This is a genomic window from Streptomyces sp. NPDC005533, assembly GCF_042871845.1.
In the GTDB taxonomy this organism is placed as follows: Bacteria; Actinomycetota; Actinomycetes; order Streptomycetales; family Streptomycetaceae; genus Streptomyces.
Genome location: NZ_JBIAJH010000056.1, coordinates 14,183 through 32,980 on the forward strand (window position 1 = coordinate 14,183; position 18,798 = coordinate 32,980).

General features: G+C 72.6%; 22 protein-coding genes. 14 read left to right on the plus strand and 8 right to left on the minus strand.

Annotated features, from left to right (window positions below; genetic code table 11):
- Positions 1-12: 12 nt before the first annotated feature.
- On the minus strand, positions 13-201 hold the full coding sequence (locus ACFYP3_RS33285) for a DUF5999 family protein (RefSeq protein ID WP_388840926.1): 189 nt from the start codon (positions 199-201) through the stop codon (positions 13-15).
- Between the two features lie 261 nt (positions 202-462).
- Positions 463-1,083: a hypothetical protein gene (locus ACFYP3_RS33290; RefSeq protein WP_388840928.1), complete on the minus strand. Its 621-nt coding sequence runs from the start codon at positions 1,081-1,083 to the stop codon at positions 463-465.
- A 494-nt stretch (positions 1,084-1,577) separates the two neighbouring features.
- Here ACFYP3_RS33290 and ACFYP3_RS33295 point away from each other — a divergent pair, with 494 nt between their 5' ends.
- The 3 genes from ACFYP3_RS33295 to ACFYP3_RS33305 all read left to right on the plus strand — a co-directional run bounded on the left by ACFYP3_RS33295 (position 1,578) and on the right by ACFYP3_RS33305 (position 4,858).
- A complete protein-coding gene (locus ACFYP3_RS33295; RefSeq protein ID WP_388840930.1) occupies positions 1,578-3,110 on the plus strand; it encodes a glutamate--cysteine ligase in 1,533 nt (510 codons plus the stop codon).
- 113 nt (positions 3,111-3,223) lie between these two features.
- Positions 3,224-4,045: a CPBP family intramembrane glutamic endopeptidase gene (locus tag ACFYP3_RS33300; RefSeq protein WP_388840933.1), complete on the plus strand. Its 822-nt coding sequence runs from the start codon at positions 3,224-3,226 to the stop codon at positions 4,043-4,045.
- An 87-nt stretch (positions 4,046-4,132) separates the two neighbouring features.
- The gene (locus ACFYP3_RS33305) at positions 4,133-4,858 is read left to right on the plus strand and encodes a hypothetical protein (protein ID WP_388840936.1); all 726 of its coding nucleotides are present in this window, start codon (positions 4,133-4,135) and stop codon (positions 4,856-4,858) included.
- A gap of 72 nt (positions 4,859-4,930) precedes the next feature.
- Here the strand turns inward: ACFYP3_RS33305 and ACFYP3_RS33310 are convergent, their stop codons facing one another.
- Positions 4,931-5,773, minus strand: coding sequence for a PhzF family phenazine biosynthesis protein (locus tag ACFYP3_RS33310; protein ID WP_388840939.1), 843 nt, complete (start codon positions 5,771-5,773; stop codon positions 4,931-4,933).
- Between the two features lie 242 nt (positions 5,774-6,015).
- On the opposite strand from ACFYP3_RS33310, the gene ACFYP3_RS33315 reads away from it, so the two are divergent.
- Entirely contained in the window at positions 6,016-6,639 is a 624-nt protein-coding gene (locus ACFYP3_RS33315) for a PadR family transcriptional regulator (RefSeq protein WP_388840942.1), read from the plus strand.
- Positions 6,640-6,728: 89 nt separating this feature from the next.
- On the opposite strand, the gene ACFYP3_RS33320 is transcribed toward ACFYP3_RS33315, so the two are convergent.
- On the minus strand, positions 6,729-7,157 hold the full coding sequence (locus tag ACFYP3_RS33320; protein WP_388840944.1) for an SRPBCC family protein: 429 nt from the start codon (positions 7,155-7,157) through the stop codon (positions 6,729-6,731).
- Positions 7,158-7,329: 172 nt separating this feature from the next.
- Here ACFYP3_RS33320 and ACFYP3_RS33325 point away from each other — a divergent pair, with 172 nt between their 5' ends.
- Together ACFYP3_RS33325 and ACFYP3_RS33330 are read left to right on the plus strand one after the other, a co-directional pair.
- Positions 7,330-8,304, plus strand: a complete 975-nt coding sequence (locus ACFYP3_RS33325) for a DMT family transporter (protein ID WP_388840946.1) — start codon at positions 7,330-7,332, stop codon at positions 8,302-8,304.
- A gap of 160 nt (positions 8,305-8,464) precedes the next feature.
- Positions 8,465-9,430: a DMT family transporter gene (locus ACFYP3_RS33330; protein ID WP_388840949.1), complete on the plus strand. Its 966-nt coding sequence runs from the start codon at positions 8,465-8,467 to the stop codon at positions 9,428-9,430.
- Here ACFYP3_RS33330 and ACFYP3_RS33335 read toward each other — a convergent pair.
- Entirely contained in the window at positions 9,412-10,113 is a 702-nt protein-coding gene (locus ACFYP3_RS33335) for a pyridoxamine 5'-phosphate oxidase family protein (protein WP_388840952.1), read from the minus strand. The two genes, ACFYP3_RS33330 and ACFYP3_RS33335, sit on opposite strands and share 19 nt — an antisense overlap.
- Before the next feature lie 37 nt (positions 10,114-10,150).
- Here ACFYP3_RS33335 and ACFYP3_RS33340 point away from each other — a divergent pair, with 37 nt between their 5' ends.
- Positions 10,151-11,485 (plus strand): aminotransferase class I/II-fold pyridoxal phosphate-dependent enzyme, encoded by a 1,335-nt coding sequence (locus tag ACFYP3_RS33340; RefSeq protein WP_388840955.1) that lies wholly within the window; start codon positions 10,151-10,153, stop codon positions 11,483-11,485.
- Between the two features lie 96 nt (positions 11,486-11,581).
- On the opposite strand, the gene ACFYP3_RS33345 is transcribed toward ACFYP3_RS33340, so the two are convergent.
- Both ACFYP3_RS33345 and ACFYP3_RS33350 read right to left on the minus strand, forming a co-directional pair.
- The gene (locus ACFYP3_RS33345) at positions 11,582-11,839 is read right to left on the minus strand and encodes a hypothetical protein (protein WP_388840957.1); all 258 of its coding nucleotides are present in this window, start codon (positions 11,837-11,839) and stop codon (positions 11,582-11,584) included.
- A gap of 46 nt (positions 11,840-11,885) precedes the next feature.
- Positions 11,886-12,869 carry a DMT family transporter gene (locus ACFYP3_RS33350; protein ID WP_388840959.1) on the minus strand — a complete coding sequence of 328 codons (984 nt, stop codon included), beginning with the start codon at positions 12,867-12,869 and terminating at the stop codon, positions 11,886-11,888.
- Positions 12,870-12,943: 74 nt separating this feature from the next.
- Here ACFYP3_RS33350 and ACFYP3_RS33355 point away from each other — a divergent pair, with 74 nt between their 5' ends.
- On the plus strand, positions 12,944-13,846 hold the full coding sequence (locus tag ACFYP3_RS33355; RefSeq protein ID WP_388840962.1) for a LysR family transcriptional regulator: 903 nt from the start codon (positions 12,944-12,946) through the stop codon (positions 13,844-13,846).
- Between the two features lie 64 nt (positions 13,847-13,910).
- Here the strand turns inward: ACFYP3_RS33355 and ACFYP3_RS33360 are convergent, their stop codons facing one another.
- A complete protein-coding gene (locus ACFYP3_RS33360; RefSeq protein ID WP_388840965.1) occupies positions 13,911-14,384 on the minus strand; it encodes a pyridoxamine 5'-phosphate oxidase family protein in 474 nt (157 codons plus the stop codon).
- A gap of 76 nt (positions 14,385-14,460) precedes the next feature.
- On the opposite strand from ACFYP3_RS33360, the gene ACFYP3_RS33365 reads away from it, so the two are divergent.
- The 6 genes from ACFYP3_RS33365 to ACFYP3_RS33390 form a co-directional block, all read left to right on the plus strand.
- Entirely contained in the window at positions 14,461-15,075 is a 615-nt protein-coding gene (locus ACFYP3_RS33365; protein ID WP_388840968.1) for a cysteine hydrolase, read from the plus strand.
- A gap of 18 nt (positions 15,076-15,093) precedes the next feature.
- Positions 15,094-15,933: a HipA family kinase gene (locus ACFYP3_RS33370; protein ID WP_388840971.1), complete on the plus strand. Its 840-nt coding sequence runs from the start codon at positions 15,094-15,096 to the stop codon at positions 15,931-15,933.
- Entirely contained in the window at positions 15,930-16,313 is a 384-nt protein-coding gene (locus tag ACFYP3_RS33375; protein ID WP_362807117.1) for a DUF3037 domain-containing protein, read from the plus strand. The genes ACFYP3_RS33370 and ACFYP3_RS33375 overlap by 4 nt, the downstream gene beginning before the upstream one ends.
- A gap of 233 nt (positions 16,314-16,546) precedes the next feature.
- Entirely contained in the window at positions 16,547-17,308 is a 762-nt protein-coding gene (fabG, locus tag ACFYP3_RS33380) for a 3-oxoacyl-ACP reductase FabG (RefSeq protein WP_388840974.1), read from the plus strand.
- A gap of 34 nt (positions 17,309-17,342) precedes the next feature.
- A complete protein-coding gene (locus ACFYP3_RS33385; protein ID WP_388840976.1) occupies positions 17,343-18,104 on the plus strand; it encodes an SDR family oxidoreductase in 762 nt (253 codons plus the stop codon).
- A 146-nt stretch (positions 18,105-18,250) separates the two neighbouring features.
- A partial coding sequence (locus ACFYP3_RS33390; protein WP_388840979.1) for an ABC transporter substrate-binding protein occupies positions 18,251-18,798 on the plus strand: 548 nt, incomplete at its 3' end.

An 18,798-nucleotide genomic window follows, 5' to 3' on the forward strand; every position in this document is an offset into this window, starting at 1 on the left:
CGTCCTTCGTGCCTACGCGGCCGCGAGCGGGCGGTGCGGTGCGATGATCCGGCCGTCCGGCAGCAGCTCACCGGTGTCCTCGAAGAGCAGGACGCCGTTGCACAGCAGGCTCCAGCCCTGCTCCGGGTGGTTGGCCACCGGGCGCGCGGCCTCCCGGTCGGCGGATGCGGCTGACGGGCAGGCTGGCTGGTGCTGGCACATGGATGCGTTCTTTCGCTGCGGTGTGGTCTGCGTGCTACGGCTCGATGCGTGATTCATGGCCGTCCCCCTGGGTCATCCCCGCACCCGCGGGGAGCGTGTCATCAGTGTTCCCCCATGACAGCCGCTTCGCAGGTATTTCCCGGCAGCTGTCCTCATAGATTGATGACGCATCACTCGTGCGGGCGGTTCAGGCCAACTCCCCTGTCATTTCGGATGGTTCGCAAGTGGCCCGAGCGGACTAGGCCGAATGGGCTACTCGGGTCAGGCGGCGGGCGCGGCCAGCGACGGAGGGAGCGGAGCCGTGGCGGGGGTCAGCCGACGGGTGAGCACGGGCAGCAGCTCGGAGACCGGATGCGCGCGGAACGGGGCGATGCCGGGCGGGGCCGGAGCCAGCGGCACCAGCAGGTCCTCACCGGCGGGCAGCCCGGCGGAGGCGTCGGCGCCCACCGCCCCGTGCAGCCACAGGGTCAGCATGTAGAGCTCCGGTACGGACAGCAGCCGCGGTTGGTAGCTCGTACCGAGGGACTCCGCCTGGCGCAGGGCGCGTTCGGTGGCGGCGACGTAGGGCCCCTCGAAGAAGTGGGAGAAGGCCCAGCCGTCGGGGGTCAGGCGGGTGTCGGCCGCCGCGACGTGACGGTCCCCGCTGCGGATCAGGAACCGCCAGCCGGTGAGCCGCGTGCGGGGCGGCCTGCCGCCGGCCGGGAGGGCGGACATGCCCAGCCGGTCGAGGACGTGCACCGGCAGGGGGAGTTCGGCGGTCAGCGGCCCCTGGATCGCGCGCAGGGACGGGGTGTGCGCCTCGTGGACGGCGGTGGGAGAACCGAGTGCCGCGAGGACGCTGCGCAGGGCGGGCGCGGGAGCCGGAGGGACATGCAGCGGCATGGTGGGTCGCCTCTCACTTGGGAGACCTGTGGAACGGGGGCAGGTGCGGACGGCGCTGTCGCATTCTGGGGCCAGAGGGGGGCCGAGGGGCAATGGCCGCGCGCCAACTCTCTGCCTCGTTTGCGGAGTTTATACGACATGTGTTCACGCAGTGTTTCGGCTAGCTGTCCCGCCTATTGCCGACAAGGCGCTTACCGGTCCCGCTGACATGGCATTCATGCCGGATCCACGCGAACGTGCCGCGCTGACCTCGGAGGTTACCGGACGGGGGCTCGGCTGGAAAGCATCGGTTTTGCGGGGCGCGCAAAGGTGAAGCGGAATTTGCGTGAGGCGACTTGCCAGGTGAATGTGCCGAAGCGCCCTTCGGCCAAACCGGCGCGCGCTCCTCGCCACGCACGCCCCCACCGCGTTATGGATCACGCTGCCGGGGCATCATCGACCGTAATGCGCGCCTGGGTGTCCCGGGCCGGGCCCACTCGTGGAGGGACGCTTCGATGGGGGAGAAGGTCGTGGCGGGCGGATTCGACCTGTCCGATCGGCAGCGGTATCGAAGGAAGCTTCACGAGTGTCTGGAGGGGCTGGAGCGACTCCTGGCGGAGAAGAGGTTCGATCGCCCGAAGAACATGATGGGACTGGAGATCGAGCTGAATCTCGCGGGCGCCGACGGGTTGCCGAGAATGGTGAATGCCCAGGTACTGGAGCGGATTGCGAGTCCTGATTTCCAGACCGAACTGGGAATGTTCAATCTGGAGGTCAACGTCCTGCCGCACCGGCTCGGCGGACGGGTATTCGACCAGCTCGCCGAGGAACTCAGCGCGGGGCTCGGCTATGCCCACCGGCAGGCCGCGGAGATCGACGCCGGAGTGGTGATGATCGGCATTCTGCCGACGATCTCCCGCGCCGACCTGGTCACCGCCAACCTGTCGGCCGTGGACCGGTACTCGCTGCTCAACGAGCAGATCCTGATGATGCGGGGCGAGGACTTCACCCTCGACATCGACGGGGTCGAGCGGCTGATCTGGACCTCCGGGTCGATCGTGCCGGAGGCCGCCTGCACCTCCGTACAACTGCATCTCCAGGTCACACCGGCCCGGTTCCCCGCCGTGTGGAACGCGGCGCAGGTGGTGGCCGCCGCGCAGATAGCCGTCGGCGCCAACTCGCCCTTCCTGTTCGGGCGCGAGCTGTGGCGGGAGTCGCGGCCGCCGCTGTTCACGCAGGCCACCGACACCCGGCCGCCCGAACTCCAGGCCCAGGGGGTACGGCCGCGGACCTGGTTCGGGGAGCGGTGGGTGGACTCGGCGTACGAGCTCTTCGCCGAGAACGTCCGGTACTTCCCCGCCCTGCTGCCGATATGCGACGAGGAGGAGCCGCTGCGGGTGCTCGCCGAGGGCGGCGTGCCGGGGCTGCAGGAGCTGGTCCTGCACAACGGGACCGTCTACCGCTGGAACCGGCCCGTGTACGGGGTCGCCGACGGGGTGCCGCACCTGCGGGTGGAGAACCGGGTGCTGCCGGCCGGCCCGACGGTCGCCGACGTCGTCGCCAACGCCGCCTTCTACTACGGGCTGGTACGCACCCTCGCGGACGAGCAGCGCCCGGTGTGGACCCGGCTGCCCTTCGCCGAGGCGGAGGCGAACTTCGACGCGGCCTGCCGGTACGGGATCGACGCGCGGCTGCGGTGGCCGCGCCGGGGCCGGGCCGGGGGACTGGCGAGCGTGCCCGCCGTACGGCTGGTCCAGGACGAGCTGCTGCCGATGGCGGCGGCCGGGCTGGACGCCTGGGGCATCGAGCCCGCGGACCGGGACCACTACCTCGGCATCATCGAGGAGCGCTGCCGGCGGCGGGTGAACGGGGCGACCTGGCAGGTGGACACCTACCACCGGGCGCTGGCCGCCGGGCTGGAACGGGACGAGGCGCTGGCCGCGACGACCCGGAGGTACAGCGAGCTGATGCACAAGGGCGACCCCGTGCACACCTGGCCCGTGGGGCCGGGGGAGGAGGTGAGCCCCTCGGTGCCGGAGCCCCGCTGAGCGGGCGCGCGGCCGGGGCCGTCCGGCGGTCCCGTCGCTGCCGTCACTCCCGTTGCGCCCCGCAGTGATCCTCCCGGCCTTCCGAGGAGGCAGTATGGGGTCGTCGCAACGGGATGGCAGGACGGGAGACGGACGTGCGGGCGGATCCGGAGCCGGTGTTCGTGGAGCTGGGCGAGGACGGGCGGCGGGCTCTCCTGCGTGACGAGACGCTGCTCGTCCTCGCGCTGTCGCTGGGCGCGAGCGGGGTCTCGGCGCTGATCAGTTTCATCGGCTCGCTCACGAAGCCGGGGGGACTGAAGGACCAGGCCGCCACCCTCAACGGCTCGTACGCGCCGGGCCGGCCCTGGCTGGACCTGGCGTGGCAGCTGTTCGGCATCGCGAGCGCGCTGGTCCCCGTCCTGCTGGTGGCCCACCTGCTGACCCGCGAGGGCGCCCCCGGGCTGCGAGTGCTGGGCTTCGACCGCACCCGGCCCGCCGGGGACCTGGCGCGCGGCGCTCTCGTCGCCGCGGGGATCGGGAGCGCGGGGCTCGCCTTCTACCTGGGGGCGCGGGCCGCCGGGTTCAACCTCACGGTGGTGCCCGAGGCGCTGCCGGACGTGTGGTGGAAGTTCCCCGTGCTGATCCTCTCCGCCCTGCAGAACGCCGTGGTGGAGGAGGTCATCGTGCTGGCCTACCTGCTGCGCCGGCTGGACCGGCTCGGCTGGTCGCCGATGGCCGCGCTGCTGGCCAGCTCGGCCCTGCGCGGCTCCTACCACCTCTACCAGGGCATCGGCGGCTTCGTCGGCAACATGGTGATGGGCGTCGTCTTCGTCCTGGCCTACCGCCGCTGGGGCCGGGTGGGACCGCTCGTCGCCGCCCACGCGCTCCTCGACATCGTGGCTTTCGGTGGTTACGCCCTGCTGGCGGGCAAGGTGGACTGGCTGCCCACGCCGTGACGCGGCGGACCACCCGGTCGGCCCCTCCGGGCGGGGGCGCGGGCCGCAGCGGTGCGACGCTGAAGGGGAGGTGAGGAGGCGCGCCCGGTGGCTGTTATGGACTCCCTGGTGCCGTTCGCGCCGTTCTTCGTGCCCGTGGTCAGCGGCCTGGTGGGCGGAGCCAGCCTCCTCATCCGGGACCGCCGCGAGGCACGCAGCTCCGACCACCACTACCGCAGGCGGCTGGAGAAGGCCCAGCTGGAGGTCCAGTTCCTGAGCAACTGGATCCAGGCCAAGGAGCTGGCGCCGACCGACTCCCCGGCCCCGGACCCGGAGCCGGGGCGCTGGCTGGACGAGTGCTACGCGTCGGTGCGCCGGGCCAAGGCGGACACGGGCGCAGGGCACCGGACGGGGCCGGTCTCGCTGCGGCGCCTGCTGCTGCTGGGGGAGGTCAACGGCCCGGCCAAGAGCACGCGGGTCGCGTACTGGATCTCCCTCGTCCTCTTCAACGCGGCGCTCGCGTGGTGGGTGAACGCGCTCGTCGTCGGCGTACCCGGTTTCGCGCACGAGGAAGGCACCTCCGAGGCCGAGCAGACCGCCTCGTACCTGGCCGTGGCGGTCGGCTGCTTCATCGCGTCGGCCGCCCTGTGGGCGTGGACGGTGCACCTGGGCAAGGCGGAGCCGGAGCAGATCTACCGCAAGCGGATCGACTCCGAGGCCTGGGCGGAGCAGGAGGAGAAGCGGCGCAGTGCCGCACGTGCGAAGGCGGAGGCGAAGGCGAGGAGGCGGGTGAGGGGGGACGGGAAGGGCGCCGGGGGCCGGTCCGGGGGCTGACCCGTCCCGGCGCCCGCGCCCAGGCTCGGCCCTGCCCTGCCCCGGCCCGGCGCCCGCGCCTGTACCCCGTCGTCACCCCGCCTGCTCGTCCCCCGGCGGGGACGCGAGCAGCTCGCCGTCGAGCACGGTGACGGCCCGGCCAGCCAGCAGGGTCCGGTCGCCCGCCAGCGTCACCCGTACGAGACCGCGGCGCGCGCCGCCCTGGAGGCCGGTCAGCTCCGTACGACCGAGGCGCTCGGCCCAGAAGGGGGCCAGCGCGGTGTGGGCGCTGCCGGTCACCGGGTCCTCGTCGATCCCGAACGCGGGGAAGAAACCGCGGGAGACGAAGTCGTACCCGCGCGAGGGGTCCTCGGCGGCCGCGGTGACGATGACCCCGCGCTTGGCGAAGGCGCGCAGGGCGCCGTGGTCCGGCGTCAGTTCGCGGACGGTCTTCTCGTCGGCGAGCTCGATCACGAGGTCGCCGATGTGTGCGGCGGTGTCGTGCACGGAGAGGATCGGCGCCCCGCCGAGTGCGTGGTCCACGGCGGGCGGTGCCGGGACCGGGGTCAGTGAGGACGTCGGGAAGTCCATGGTGATCGTGCCGTCGGCGGCGGTCTCGGCCGTGAGGATCCCGCAGCGCGCGGAGAAGCGGATCAGCCCCGCGGCGAGGCCCGCGGACGCCAGGACGTGCGCGGTGGCCAGGGTCGCGTGGCCGCACATGTCGACCTCGGCGGCCGGGGTGAACCAGCGCAGCGCCCAGTCGGCGTCCCCGCCGGGCGGCAGGGGATGGGCGAAGGCGGTCTCGGAGAGGTTCACCTCGCAGGCGACCTGCTGGAGCCAGGTGTCCGGGGGGAAGCCGGTGTCGAGGAGCAGGACTCCGGCGGGGTTCCCGTGGAAGGGCCGGTCGGTGAAGGCGTCGACGATTCGGATGCGCATGCGCCGACGTTAGGGCGGTTCCTCGAACACGGACAAAGGCCAATCCGGGGTGACTGGACCGGTCGGCGGCGGACGGGACGCGGACCGGTCCGGGGGGTCGCGGGGAGCCAGTACACGCACCGGTCCAGGTTCGGCTCAGTGTTTCCGATATATCGTTGACGCATCGCGATGGATCAGCGATAGTTGAGTCATCGGACAACCGATGACATGAAGAACGACAACGTGGCGAAAGGAGCGCAGTCATGCGTTCACACGGACAGCACGGACACGACCACGGACATGACCACGGACGGGGCCACGACCACTGCGGGCCCGATCGTCGGGAGGGTTTCAAGGGGCGCCGGGCCGCCTTCGGACCGTTCGGGCCGCCCTTCGGCGGCGGGCCCTTCGGGGGCCGGGGCGGGCGCGGTGGGCGAGGCGGCGGACGGGCCCGGCGCGGTGACGTGCGCGCCTCGATCCTGGCGCTGCTCACCGACCGGCCGATGCACGGCTACGAGATGATCCAGGAGATCGGCGAGCGCAGCGGCGGGGGCTGGAAGCCCAGCCCGGGCTCGGTCTACCCGACCCTGCAACTGCTCGAGGACGAGGGGCTCATCACGAGCGAGAGCGAGGGCGGCAAGAAGCTGTTCACGCTCACCGACGCCGGCCGCGCCGAGGCCGAGTCGGGCCCCGACGCGCCGTGGGCCGACGCCGGGCGCGGTTTCGACTTCGAGGCGATGCACGAGGTCCGGACGGCCGGGATCGGTCTGATGGAAGCCTTCGGGCAGGTCTTGAAGACCGGCTCGCCCGAGCAGCGCGAGAAGGCGCTCGGGGTCGTCAACGACGCCCGCAAGAAGCTCTACCTGATCCTTGCCGACGAGCACTGAGGTCCGGGCGTCTCCCGGCACCGCTCGGCGCGCCCCGCGAGTCCTCTCGCGGGGCGCGCCGTCGTGTGGAGGGGGTGGGCGGCGGCCGGTCAGGCCACCAGTGCGGCCAGCTTGCGCAGCGACTCGTTCAGCGCGGCGGTGGCCGAGTCCTTGAGCTTGCCCGCCATCAGCGAGACGGCGGCCCCGGTGAACTCGCCGTCGATGCGGACCGTGGTGGCCTCGCCGTCCGGGATCAGGGTGTACCGGGTGAGGACGGCCACGCCCATCGGCCCCTTGCCGGTGATGGCGAAGAGGCGCTCGTCCTCCAGCTCCGAGATGCTCCAGACGACCTCGGCCGGGAAGCCCATCATCTTCATGTTCTCGGCGAAGGTGGACCCGACGGAGAGGGTCTCCGGTCCGCCCTTCGGGAAGTTCGTGTGGGTCATGCTCCACTGGCCGTACGCGTCCCAGTCCGTGAGCTGGGACCAGAGCTTCGCGGCGGACGCCTCGATGCGTGATTCCGCGGTGACTTCGGCCATGCGACCACCCCTTCTCGTCGGGTACGTGCGGCGGAACGTAGCCCCGGCGGCCGGAACATTCAATACTGACGACCTGTCAGAAACGGTGGGGGTCGACGGGCCGCGGTATCGAGTGCGTCTCAACAGGTGTCACGGCCGTGACGGTACTGACCAGCCCTGTCATGATGACCGGATGCAAGCGTCAGGGAAAAATGCCGGACTGGGTCTCGCCCTCGTCTCGGCGTTCGCGTTCGGTGGTTCCGGAGTGGCGGCGAAGCCGCTGATCGAGGCGGGTCTGGACCCCCTCCACATGGTCTGGCTCAGGGTGGCCGGGGCGGCGCTCGTGCTGTCCCCGCTGGCCTGGCGCCACCGTGACCTCGTCCTGCGCAGGCCCTTGCTGCTCGCCGGCTTCGGGCTGGTCGCCGTCGCGGGCGTGCAGGCCTTCTACTTCGCCTCCCTCTCCCGGATCCCGGTGGGCGTGGCCCTGCTGCTGGAGTACCTGGGTCCCGCGCTGCTGCTCGGCTACGTCCGCTTCGTCCAGCGCAAGCCCGTGACGCGGGGCGCCGCCGCGGGCGCGGCCGTGGCCGTCGTCGGCCTGGCCTGCGTGGTCGAGATCTGGTCCGGGCTGAGCCTGGACCCCCTCGGCGTGCTCTTCGGCCTCGCCGCGGCCTGCTGCCAGGCCTTCTACTTCGTCTTCGCCGACCAGGGCGCCGACGGCGACGACGCCCCCGACCCGCTCGGGGTGATCGCGTACGGCATGCTCGTCGGCGCCCTGGTCATGACCGTGATCGCCCGGCCGTGGGAGATCGACTGGCAGGTGCTGGGCGGCGAGGCCTCCGTGGGCGGCACGCTGGTGCCCGCGCCCGTGCTGCTCGCCTGGGTCGTGCTGGTCGCGACCGTCTTCGCATACCTGACCGGCGTGGTCTCGGTGCGCAGGCTCTCGCCGCAGGTCGCGGGCGTGGTGGCCTTCCTGGAGGCGGTCGTCGCCACCGTGCTGGCCTGGGTCCTGCTCGGCGAGTACCTCTCGACCTGGCAGATCGTCGGCGGCGGCCTGGTGCTGGGCGGCGCCTTCATCGCCCAGTCCTCGCGGCCGGCCCCGCCGGTCCCGCCCGTACCTCCCGTCGTGGGCGGTCCGGCCCTGCTGGACCGCGAGACGACGACGGCCTAGGGTGGCGATCATGCATTCGACCGTGCTTCCGCCTCCTGCCGCCTAGCGCGGGCGGCACCTCGACGATCTGACCCGGCCCGGGGAGTTCCCGGGCGGGTACGTGCTGCCTGCGAAGCGATGACCTGCTTCTTTCATCCTTCACGCAAGCGCGGAGAGTTTCGTGTCGAACCATTCGCCCGCTGCCGGGCGCAGTCTGCTGTACCTCGTCGTCGCCGGAGCCGCCTGGGGCACCGCCGGGGCGGCCGCCTCCCTCCTCTTCCTGGCCAGTGACCTCGGCCCGCTCGCCCTGTCGTTCTGGCGGTGCGCGGGCGGGCTCGTGGTGCTGCTGGGGGTGCTCGCCGTACGGCGGTCCCGGCCGGGCCCGGGGCGGGCGCGGCCCTCGGTGGCTTCGCTGATCGCCACCGGCCTGTTGTTCACCGTCTTCCAGGCCGCGTACTTCGCCGCCGTGCGCGAGACCGGCCTCGCGGTGGGCACCGTGGTCACGCTCGGCGCCGGGCCGGTGATCATCGCGCTCGGGGCCCGCTCCTGGATGGGCGAACGCCTCGGCCGCGGCGGCGTGGCCGCCGTCCTCGGCGCGCTGGCGGGGCTGGCCGTACTGGTGCTGGGCAGCGGGGGCGGTGAGGTGCGGCCGCTCGGCGTCGGCTGGGCGCTGCTGTCGGCCGCCGGTTACGCGGGGATGACCCTTCGGGCGCGGTGGCTCGGTCAGCGCGGCGCGGGCGGGGACCCGCTGGTGACCACCGCCTGGTCGGTCGCGGTGGGCACGGTGTGCCTGCTCCCGCTCGCGGCGGCGGAGGGCCTGCTGCCGCACACCGCCGACATCGGGCGGGTGCTCTGGCTGCTGGTGTACGTGGCCACGGTGCCGACGGCGCTGGCGTACGCCCTCTACTTCACGGGAGCCGGGGCGGTACGGGCCGCCACCGTGTCGGTGATCATGCTGATCGAGCCGGTGAGCGCGGCCGTGATCGCCGTCCTGCTCCTCGGGGAGCGGCTCACCGCCGCCGTCGTGCTGGGCACCGTACTGCTGCTGACGGCCGTGGGTGCCCTGATCGTGGCGGAATCGCGCCGTCCGGCGGGGGCGGCCGTGCCCGCCGCCGTCCGGCGCAGTCCTCAGAGCGCGGTGAGGTAGTCCGGGACGGCGATGCCGGGGGCCAGGTCCGCGGCGGGCACCGGGGTCCCGAACACGGGGGCGACCGGGACCACGCCCGCCCAGTAGGGCAGGTCCAGGTCCTCGGCGTCGTCGCTGCTCGGGCCCGTGCGCAGCTTCGCGGACACCTCGGTCAGGTCCACCCGGACCACCGCCGTGGCGGCGAGTTCCCGGGCGTTGGCGGGCCGGATGTCGGCGGAGCGGCCGGGGACGGCGGAGTCGACCAGGGCGTCCAGGGCCATCCGGCACTCGGCCTCGTCCGTGACCTGGTACGCGGTGCCGTGCACGACCACCGAGCGGTAGTTGAGCGAGTGGTGGAAGGCCGAGCGGGCCAGCACGAGACCGTCGACGTGCGTCACGGTCACGCAGACCGCCAGGCCCGGATCGGCCTTGCCGGCCGCGAGCAGCGGGCGGGAGCCGGTCGAGCCGTGGACGTAGATCGATTCGCCGACCCGGGCGAACAGCGTGGGCAGGACCACCGGCGCGCCGTCCCGCACGAAGCCGAGGTGGCAGATGTAGGCCTCGTCGAGTATCGAGTGCACCGTCTCGCGGTCGTAGCGCGCCCGGTCACGGGATCGGGTGGGGACCGTGCGGTCGGTGGGCTCGTACGCGCCGGTCGTCCCGGTGCGCTCGGTCGTCGTGTCCGTGGCGGGCGTGGCGGTCATGATGCCGACTCCATTGCACTAGTGCATACTTGGGTTTGTGCTAGTAGAGTATCGGATCACAGGGCGGGGCGCAGCGGATATCGCGGCCAGCGTCGAGGCGGGCGTGGCATCGGGCGCGCTGCCGCCCGGATCGCTGCTGCCGCCGATGCGGGAGCTTGCGGGCGAACTGGGCGTCAACCCCAACACCGTGGCGGCCGCCTACAGGACCCTGCGCGAACGCGGGGTCATCGAAACCGACGGGCGGCGCGGAAGCCGGGTGCGGCCGCGCCCCTCCACCACCCCGCGGGACGCCCTGCGGATGGTGGTGCCGCCGGGCGTGCGCGACATCGCGCAGGGCAATCCGGACGTGGCGCTGCTGCCCGCCCTGGACGGGGCGCTGGCGGCGGCGGCCCGGCGGTACGCGCAGACCCCCTCCCTCTACGGCGCGGACCCGGTCGCGCCGGACCTGGCCCGGCTCGCCCGGGCGGACTTGGACGCGGACGCCGTACCGCCCGGCCCGGTGGCGGTGACCTCGGGAGCACTGGACGCGATGGAACGGGTGCTGGTCGCCCACCTGCGGCCGGGGGACGCGGTGGCGGTCGAGGACCCGGGCTGGGGAGGTTCGCTCGACCTGGTCCCGGCCCTGGGCCTGCGGGTGCTGCCGGTGGCGGTGGACGACGACGGGCCGCGTGCCGAGGCGGTGGCCCGGGCGCTCGCCGCCGGGGCCCGGGCGCTGGTGGTGACCTCGCGCGCGCAGAACCCGACCGGCGCCGCGATCAGCGCGGAACGGGCGGGGGAGCTGCGCGCACTGCTGGCGCGCCACCCCGGGGTGCTGCTGATCGAGGACGACCACGGCCACGGGATCGTCGACCTGCCGCTGCACCCGCTGAGCGGGGTGACCGGGCACTGGGCGCTGATCCGGTCCACGGCGAAGGCCTACGGACCCGACCTGCGGCTCGCCGTGCTGACGGGCGACGCGGTGACCCTGGACCGCGTGCGGGGCCGCCAGCGGCTGGGCCCCGGCTGGGTGAGCCGGCTGCTCCAGCACGCGGTGGTGGAGCTGTGGACCTCCGACGCCGTGGACCGGGCCGCCGTGGCCCGCGCCTACGGGGAGCGGCGCGACGCCCTGGTCGAGGCCCTGCGGGAGCGGGGCGTGCGGGCGCACGGGCGCAGCGGGCTGAACGTGTGGGTGCCGGTTGCCGCCGAGACCGTGGCGGTCACGAGGCTGCTCGCCGCGGGATGGGCGGTGGCGCCCGGGGCGATCTTCCGGGTCGAGGCGGGACCGGGCGTGCGGCTGACGGTGTCGCAGCTGGCGCTCTCGGAGGTGCCGGGTCTGGCGGACGCCGTGGCCGCGGCGGTCCGGACGGGCGTCGCGGGCGGGCGGAACGACTGACCGTACGGCCGGCGGCCGAGCCGTGGCCCGGGGCCGCCGCGGCCCTCCGGCGGTCCTGCCGACAGGACTGGAGGAGGTGGACCGGGCGGGCCGGCGTCAGGCGAGTTCGACCAGGCCGCCCAGGGTCAGGAGGACTCCGCACAGCGCGTTCACCGAGCCCAGGTAGCGGTAGAACACGGCCGAGGCGACCCGCGGCGCCGGGCCGAGATCCCCGCGGGCGTGCATGCGGAGTTCGGCGTTGGCGGCCGCCCACCGCTCCAGCGCGGCGGCGGCGCCGCGGACGTTCAGCGCGACCCAGCCGCCCGCGGCGATCAGGAGGGGTCCGAGGGTCAGCAGGACGACGGCCACGTTCAAGAGATGCCTCCGGGCGGTGTGATGATCGCCCGGACATCAACACCGGTCAGGCGGGCTTCCGCGCGCCGGGGCGGGTCTGGCTGAGGGCGGCTCCGGCCAGGACGATCGCGGCGCCGACCGGGGTGTTCCAGTGCAGCTGCTCGCCGAGGACCAGGACGCCCGCCGCGGTGGCGATGACCGGGATGAAGTAGGTGACCATCTGGGCGGTGGTCGGGCCGACCTCCGTCACCAGGCGGTACTGCATCTGCAGGGCCATGCCCGTGCCGAGGGCGCCCAGGGCGATCACCGAGACGGTCGGCCAGAGCGGGAACGAGCTCGGCGCCGTCGTGAAGAGGGCGCTGACCAGCGAGAGCTGGAGGGTGGAGACCATGAGCTGGCCGCCGGTCAGGGCCACCGGGGAGCCGGGGGTGCCGGCCAGCGTGCGGCGGACGTAGATCCAGCCGATGGGATAGCAGAGGGCCGCCAGCAGGGCGAGCGCGGTGCCCCGGGCGTCGACGCCGGAGAAGCCCTGCCAGGCGCCGAGGACGATGAGGACGCCGAGGAAGCCCAGGCCCAGGCCGGCGAAACGGCGGCGCGTGGGCCGGTCCTCGGACAGGGCGACCATGGACAGCGCCATGCCCCACAGCGGGGAGGTCGCGTTGCAGATGCCGGCCAGGGTGGAGGGGATGCTCAGCTCCGCGTACGCGAACAGGGAGAACGGGGCCGTGTTGAGCAGCAGCGCGGCCACGCCGAGGTGGCCCCAGGTGCGCAGCCCCCGGGGCAGCTTCTCGCGGCGGACCAGCAGGACGGCGAGGAGGGCGAGCGCGCCGAACAGGACCCGGCCCAGGGCGACCTGGAAGGGCGGGTACGCCTGCGTGCCCACCTTGATCAGGAGGAAGCTGAAGCCCCAGACGACCGAGAGGATCGTGAACCGGACCCGCCAGTCGAGGAGCCCGGCGCGCCGGCCGGCGGCGGTGTTCGGCGGGGTGGCGGTGTTCGTCGGGATGGCGGTGGTGGAGAGGGTGGGCCGCGGGGCGGTCGGTGCGCTCATGACCCTTACTCTGCTCGTGTCAACTTCGTAGGACAAGCGAGAGTTTCTCCAGTCGACGACGTAGCATCACTTACATGTTGAACCTGGAGCGCCTGCGCACCCTCGACGCCCTCGCCCGCCACGGCTCGGTCAGCGGCGCAGCCGACGGCCTCCACGTCACCACCTCCGCCGTCTCCCAGCAGATGGCCAAGCTGGAGCGCGAGGTCGGACAGCCGCTGCTGGCCAGGAACGGGCGCGGGGTCCGGCTCACCGACGCCGGGCGGCTCCTCGCCGATCACGCGGCCCGGATCATCTCCCAGGTGGAGCTCGCCCAGGCCGACGTCGAGGCGCAGCGCGGATGCGCCGTCGGCGAGCTGCGGATCGGCGCCTTCCCGACCGCCATGCGCGGGCTGCTGCCGCAGGCCCTGTCCGCGCTGCGCGCCGGACATCCGGACGTGCGGGCCCGGGTGCGCGAGCAGGAGCCCGAGGAGAGCATGGCCGCCGTCGTGCGCGGCGACCTCGACCTGGCACTGGCCATCGACTGGCACAACAAGCGGATGCCGGTCCCCGCCGAACTCACCCGGATCCACCTGCTGGACGACTCCGTCGACATCGCGGTCCCGGCCGGTCACCCGCTGGCCGACAAGAGCAGGATCTCGCTCGCCGACTTCGCCGACGACGACTGGATCTCCTGGAACGAGGGGCAGTTCTGCCACGAGTGGCTGGTCTTCACCCTGCGCGGTACGGGCGTCGAGCCGCGCATCGCCCACATCGCCGAGGAGCACCACACGCAGCTGGCCTTCGTGGAGGCCGGACTCGGCGTGTGCGTGGCGCCGAAGCTGGGCCGGGGCCCCGTGCCGCCGGGGGTGCGGCTGCTGCCGGTCTGCGACGCCGTACGCCGCCACGTGTACGCCGTCTGGCGCGCGGACGCCGACCGGAGGCCGTCGATCCGCGCCGCGGTCGACGCCCTGCGGCAGGCGGCCGACGGACTCCGGTAGTCCGCCGACTCGCCCGCCCGGCCGTCCACTTGGCCGTCCGCCCGGCCGTTCGCCCGGGCAGGGCTCAGAGCTTGCGGAAGTCCCAGGAGACGATCGAGTCGGGGGTCAGGCGGATCCAGGCGTGCCGGCCGTCGTGCGGCATCTCCTCGATGCCGAAGTTCTTGACCGGGAAGATCCGCTCGGCCTCCGCCAGTTCGGGACAGGGCTCGCCGGTGCGCGGGGCCTCGCCCACGAAGACGGCGCTGCCGGACAGCTCCACCCCGCGCAGTTCGTCGTAGGACTCGCCCGAGTCCACGACCACCGAGATCCGCGGGTCCTCGCGCAGGTCGGACCAGCGGCGGCTGCGTGTGATCGAGTACAGCCACAGCGAGCTGCCGTCCCAGGCGAACCACAGGGCGCCCACGTGCGGACGCCCGCCGGGGGAGACCGTCGCGACCCGGCAGGTCTTCTGCTCGCGCAGGAAGGAGTCCACTTCCGCGTCGCTCATCATGATGCGCCGGCCGCGCCGCTGCGAGGTTCCGGTTCGTGACTCGTCCATCCGTCCTGCACCCCTTCACATCTGACTGTGTGTCAGGAATCATGAGGGCTCTTCCGTCGCCACGCCAGGGGGAGCCATGCCGGATCTCGATCCCGCCACCACCGCGCTGCTCACCGTCGAGTGCCAGAACGGTGTCGTGGGCGAGGAGAGCGCGCTGCCCGAGCTCGCCAAGGAGGCCCGGGACTCGGGGATGCTGGAGCGGGTGGCCGCGCTGGTCGACGCCGCGCGCGGGGCCGGCGTACAGGTGCTGCACGCCGTCGCCGAGCGGCGGCCCGACGGGCTCGGGGCGAACACCAACGCCCGGCTGTTCCGGGCCGCCGGGAGACTGCCCGTGCGCCAGCTCACCGGGAGCCGGGCCGTGGAGGTCGCCGCCCCCATCGCCGTCGCCGGGCAGGACCTGGTGGTCCGCCGGCTGCACGGGCTCTCCCCGATGGCCGGCACCGACCTCGACGCCCTGCTGCGCAACCTCGGCGTCCGCACCCTCGTCGTCACCGGGGTCTCCTCGAACATCGCGATCCCGAACACCGTCTTCGACGCCGTGAACCTCGGCTACCAGGTCGTGGTCCCCGCCGACGCCATCGCCGGGGTGCCCGCCTCCTGCACCGCCGAGGTGATCCGCAACTCCCTCGCCCTGGTGGCGTCCATCACCACGGCCGAAGAGCTCCTCAATCAGTGGGCTCCCGCTCCCTGACCCCCGTAACCTGGGCGGATGCTGTCCGAAGTGATCGCGACCCGTTACGTCACGCCCCTGCGTGAGGGCGGCTCGCTCCCGGGGATCGTCGAGGCCGACGACCTCGGTACCTACGTCATGAAATTCACCGGAGCCGGCCAGGGCCGCAAGACCCTGGTCGCCGAGGTCGTCTGCGGCCGCCTGGCCCAGCGGCTGGGACTGCGCGTCCCGAGGCTGGTCCAGATGCAGCTCGACCCCGTCATCGGGCTCGGCGAGCCCGACCAGGAGGTCCAGGAGCTGCTCAAGGCCAGCGGCGGGCTCAACCTGGGCATGGACTACCTGCCCGGCTCGATCGGCTTCGACCCGCTCGCCTACCAGGTGGACCCCGTGGAGGCGGGGCGCGTGGTCTGGTTCGACGCCCTCATCAACAACGTCGACCGCTCCTGGCGCAACCCGAACATGCTCGTCTGGCACGGGGACCTCTGGCTCATCGACCACGGCGCCACCATGATCTGGCACCACAACTGGCCCACCGCCGGGGCCGCGGCCGCCAAGCCCTACAACGCCTCCGACCACGTACTGGCCCCCGTGGGCCCGGACATCGGGGCGGCGGCCGCCGCCCTCGCGCCGCTCGTGACCGAGGAACTGCTGACGGAGGTCACGGCCGACGTCCCCGACGAGTGGCTGGTCGACGAGCCGGGCTTCGACTCCACCAACGCGCTGCGCCGCGCCTACGTGGAGGCGTTGCTGCCGCGCGCGGCCACGATCCACGAGAGGATCACCATGGAGGCCGAGGTCAAGCAGCGGTCCGGTCCGCCGGGCTGGCTGGCCGAACGCCTCGCCCCCCTGCCCCACAAGAAGAAGAGCGACGACGAGTGACCAAGCGGGACGTGTTCGAATACGCGCTGGTGCGTGTGGTGCCCCGGATGGAACGGGGCGAGTGCTTCAACGCCGGCGTGATCGTCTACTGCCGGGCGCACGCCTACGTCGCCGCGCGCACCCACCTCGACGAGGCGAAGCTCCTCGCGCTGGATCCGGGGGCGGACGTGGCCGGGGTACGGGCCGCGCTGCACGGGGTCGAGGGCGTGTGCGCGGGTGGGGCGTCCGCCGGGCAGGCGGCCGGTGACGACGCCGGCCGGCGCTTCCGGTGGCTGATCGCCCCGCGGAGCACGGTGGTGCAGCCGGGGCCGGTGCACACCGGCCTCACGGCCGATCCGGCCGCCGAGGTGGAGCGGTTGCTGGACCTCTTGGTCCGCTGACGCCGACGTCGGCGCCGACGCCGACATCGGCGGGCGCGGGTGCGGGTGCGCGGCGTTCGGGTGCGGCGCCGTCGCGGGGGCTCCGCCCCGAGCCCGCGCGCCTCGAACACCGGCGGGGCCGGACCCGTCGCCGTTGACACCGGGTGCCAGGGCTCCTAGCGTCTCCTCAGCTGAAGCTACTAAGCGGTTGCTCACCTCAGGGCGGCCGTCTCTCAAGGGCGAGGAGATCCAGCATGTCCACCACCGAGCAGCGCGTCGCGATCGTGACCGGGGCGGCCCGGGGCATCGGCGCGGCCACCGCCGTACGCCTGGCCGCCGAGGGCCGGGCCGTCGCCGTACTCGACCTCGACGAGGCGGCCTGCAAGGAGACCGTGGAGGTGATCACGGCGGCCGGCGGCAGGGCCCTGGCGGTCGGCTGCGACGTCTCCGACGCCGCGCAGGTGGAGGCCGCCGTCGCGCGCGTCGCCGACGAGCTCGGCGCCCCGACCATCCTGGTCAACAACGCCGGCGTGCTGCGCGACAACCTGCTCTTCAAGATGAGCGAGACCGACTGGGACACGGTCATGAACGTGCACCTGCGCGGCGCCTTCCTGATGTCGAAGGCCTGTCAGAAGTACATGGTGGAGGCCAAGTTCGGCCGCATCGTGAACCTCTCCAGCAGCTCGGCGCTCGGCAACCGCGGCCAGGCCAACTACTCCGCCGCCAAGGCCGGTCTGCAGGGCTTCACCAAGACCCTGGCCATCGAGCTCGGCAAGTTCGGCGTCACCGCCAACGCCGTCGCCCCCGGTTTCATCGTCACCGAGATGACAGCCCAGACGGCGGCCCGCGTCGGCATGGGCTTCGAGGACTTCCAGGCGGCCGCCGCCACCCAGATCCCCGTCCAGCGCGTCGGCCGCCCGGACGACATCGCCAACGCCATCGCCTTCTTCACGGGCGAGGCCGCCGGCTTCGTCTCCGGTCAGGTCATGTACGTCGCCGGCGGCCCGCTCAACTGACCGGCGAAGAGATCACGAGAGGCAGGCGCACGTCATGACGTACGACGGTATCGACAGCGGCAAGGTCGCGCTGATCACCGGGGCGAGCCGGGGCATCGGCTACGGCATCGCCGAGGCACTGGTCGCCCGCGGCGACCGGGTCTGCATCACCGGACGCAACGAGGACGCGCTGAAGGAGGCCGTCGAGCGGCTCGGGGCGGACCGGGTGATCGGGGTCGCCGGCAAGGCGCACGACGAGGCCCACCAGGCCATCGCCGTCGAGCGCACGATGGAGGCCTTCGGCCGCGTCGACTTCCTGGTGAACAACGCGGGCACCAATCCGGTCTTCGGGCCGATCGCGGACCTGGACCTCGGGGTCGCCCGCAAGGTCTTCGAGACCAATGTGATCTCGGCGCTGGGCTTCGCCCAGCGGACCTGGCACGCCTGGCAGAAGGACAACGGCGGGGCGATCGTGAACATCGCCTCCATCGCCGGCGTCTCCGCCTCGCCCTTCATCGGCGCGTACGGGATGAGCAAGGCCGCCATGGTCAACCTCACCCTCCAGCTCGCCCACGAGATGGCACCGGGTGTCCGGGTCAACGCGATCGCCCCCGCGGTGGTCAGGACCAAGTTCGCGCAGGCGCTCTACGAGGGCCGGGAGCAGGAGGCCGCGGCGGCCTATCCGCTCGGCCGGCTGGGGCTCCCGGAGGACATCGGAGGCGCCGCGGCGTTTCTTACATCTGCACAAGCGGAATGGATCACGGGCCAAACTCTGGTCGTCGATGGTGGGATGTTCCTCAATGCTGGTGTGCACTGACCGATAACCGGACACATTTGCCTCCGAAAGGGAGGTAAATGCGTACTGAATATGCACGTAACCGGTCAAGTGCCCCACGAAACCACCCCATTGGATTCGTGGGGCACTGCGGTAGGGTCTGCCGCACCCCTGGCTGATCGAGGAGCGTGCAAGTGTTCAACCGGACCAGATGCCTGCAGATCACTGCGGCCCTTGCGTCCATATCCCTGCTCGCCGGATGCGGCCTGCTGTCGGAGGACAACGACGACGACGTCAAGAAGATCGTCGTCGGCACCACGAGCGCACCGAGCACCCTCGATCCCGCCGCCGCGTGGGACGGCTCCCATGAGCTGTACCGGAACGTCTACCAGACCCTGCTGGCGTTCCCCACGGGCTCCACCAAGCCCCAGCCCGACGCCGCCCAGAACTGCGAGTTCACGGACGGGGCGAGCCAGGCCTACCGGTGCACCCTGCGCAAGGGCCTGAAGTTCTCCAACGGCGAGCCGCTCGACGCCAAGGCGGTCAAGTACTCCCTCGACCGGATCAAGACGATCGGCTCCAAGGTCGGTCCGAAGGACCTCTTCGGCAGTCTCGACAAGATCGAGACCCCGGACGCCCTTACGGTCGTCTTCCACCTGAACACCTCGGACGCCACCTTCCCGTACGTCCTCGGCTCGCCCGCCGCCTCGCTGGTCGCGCCCAAGGACTACCCCGC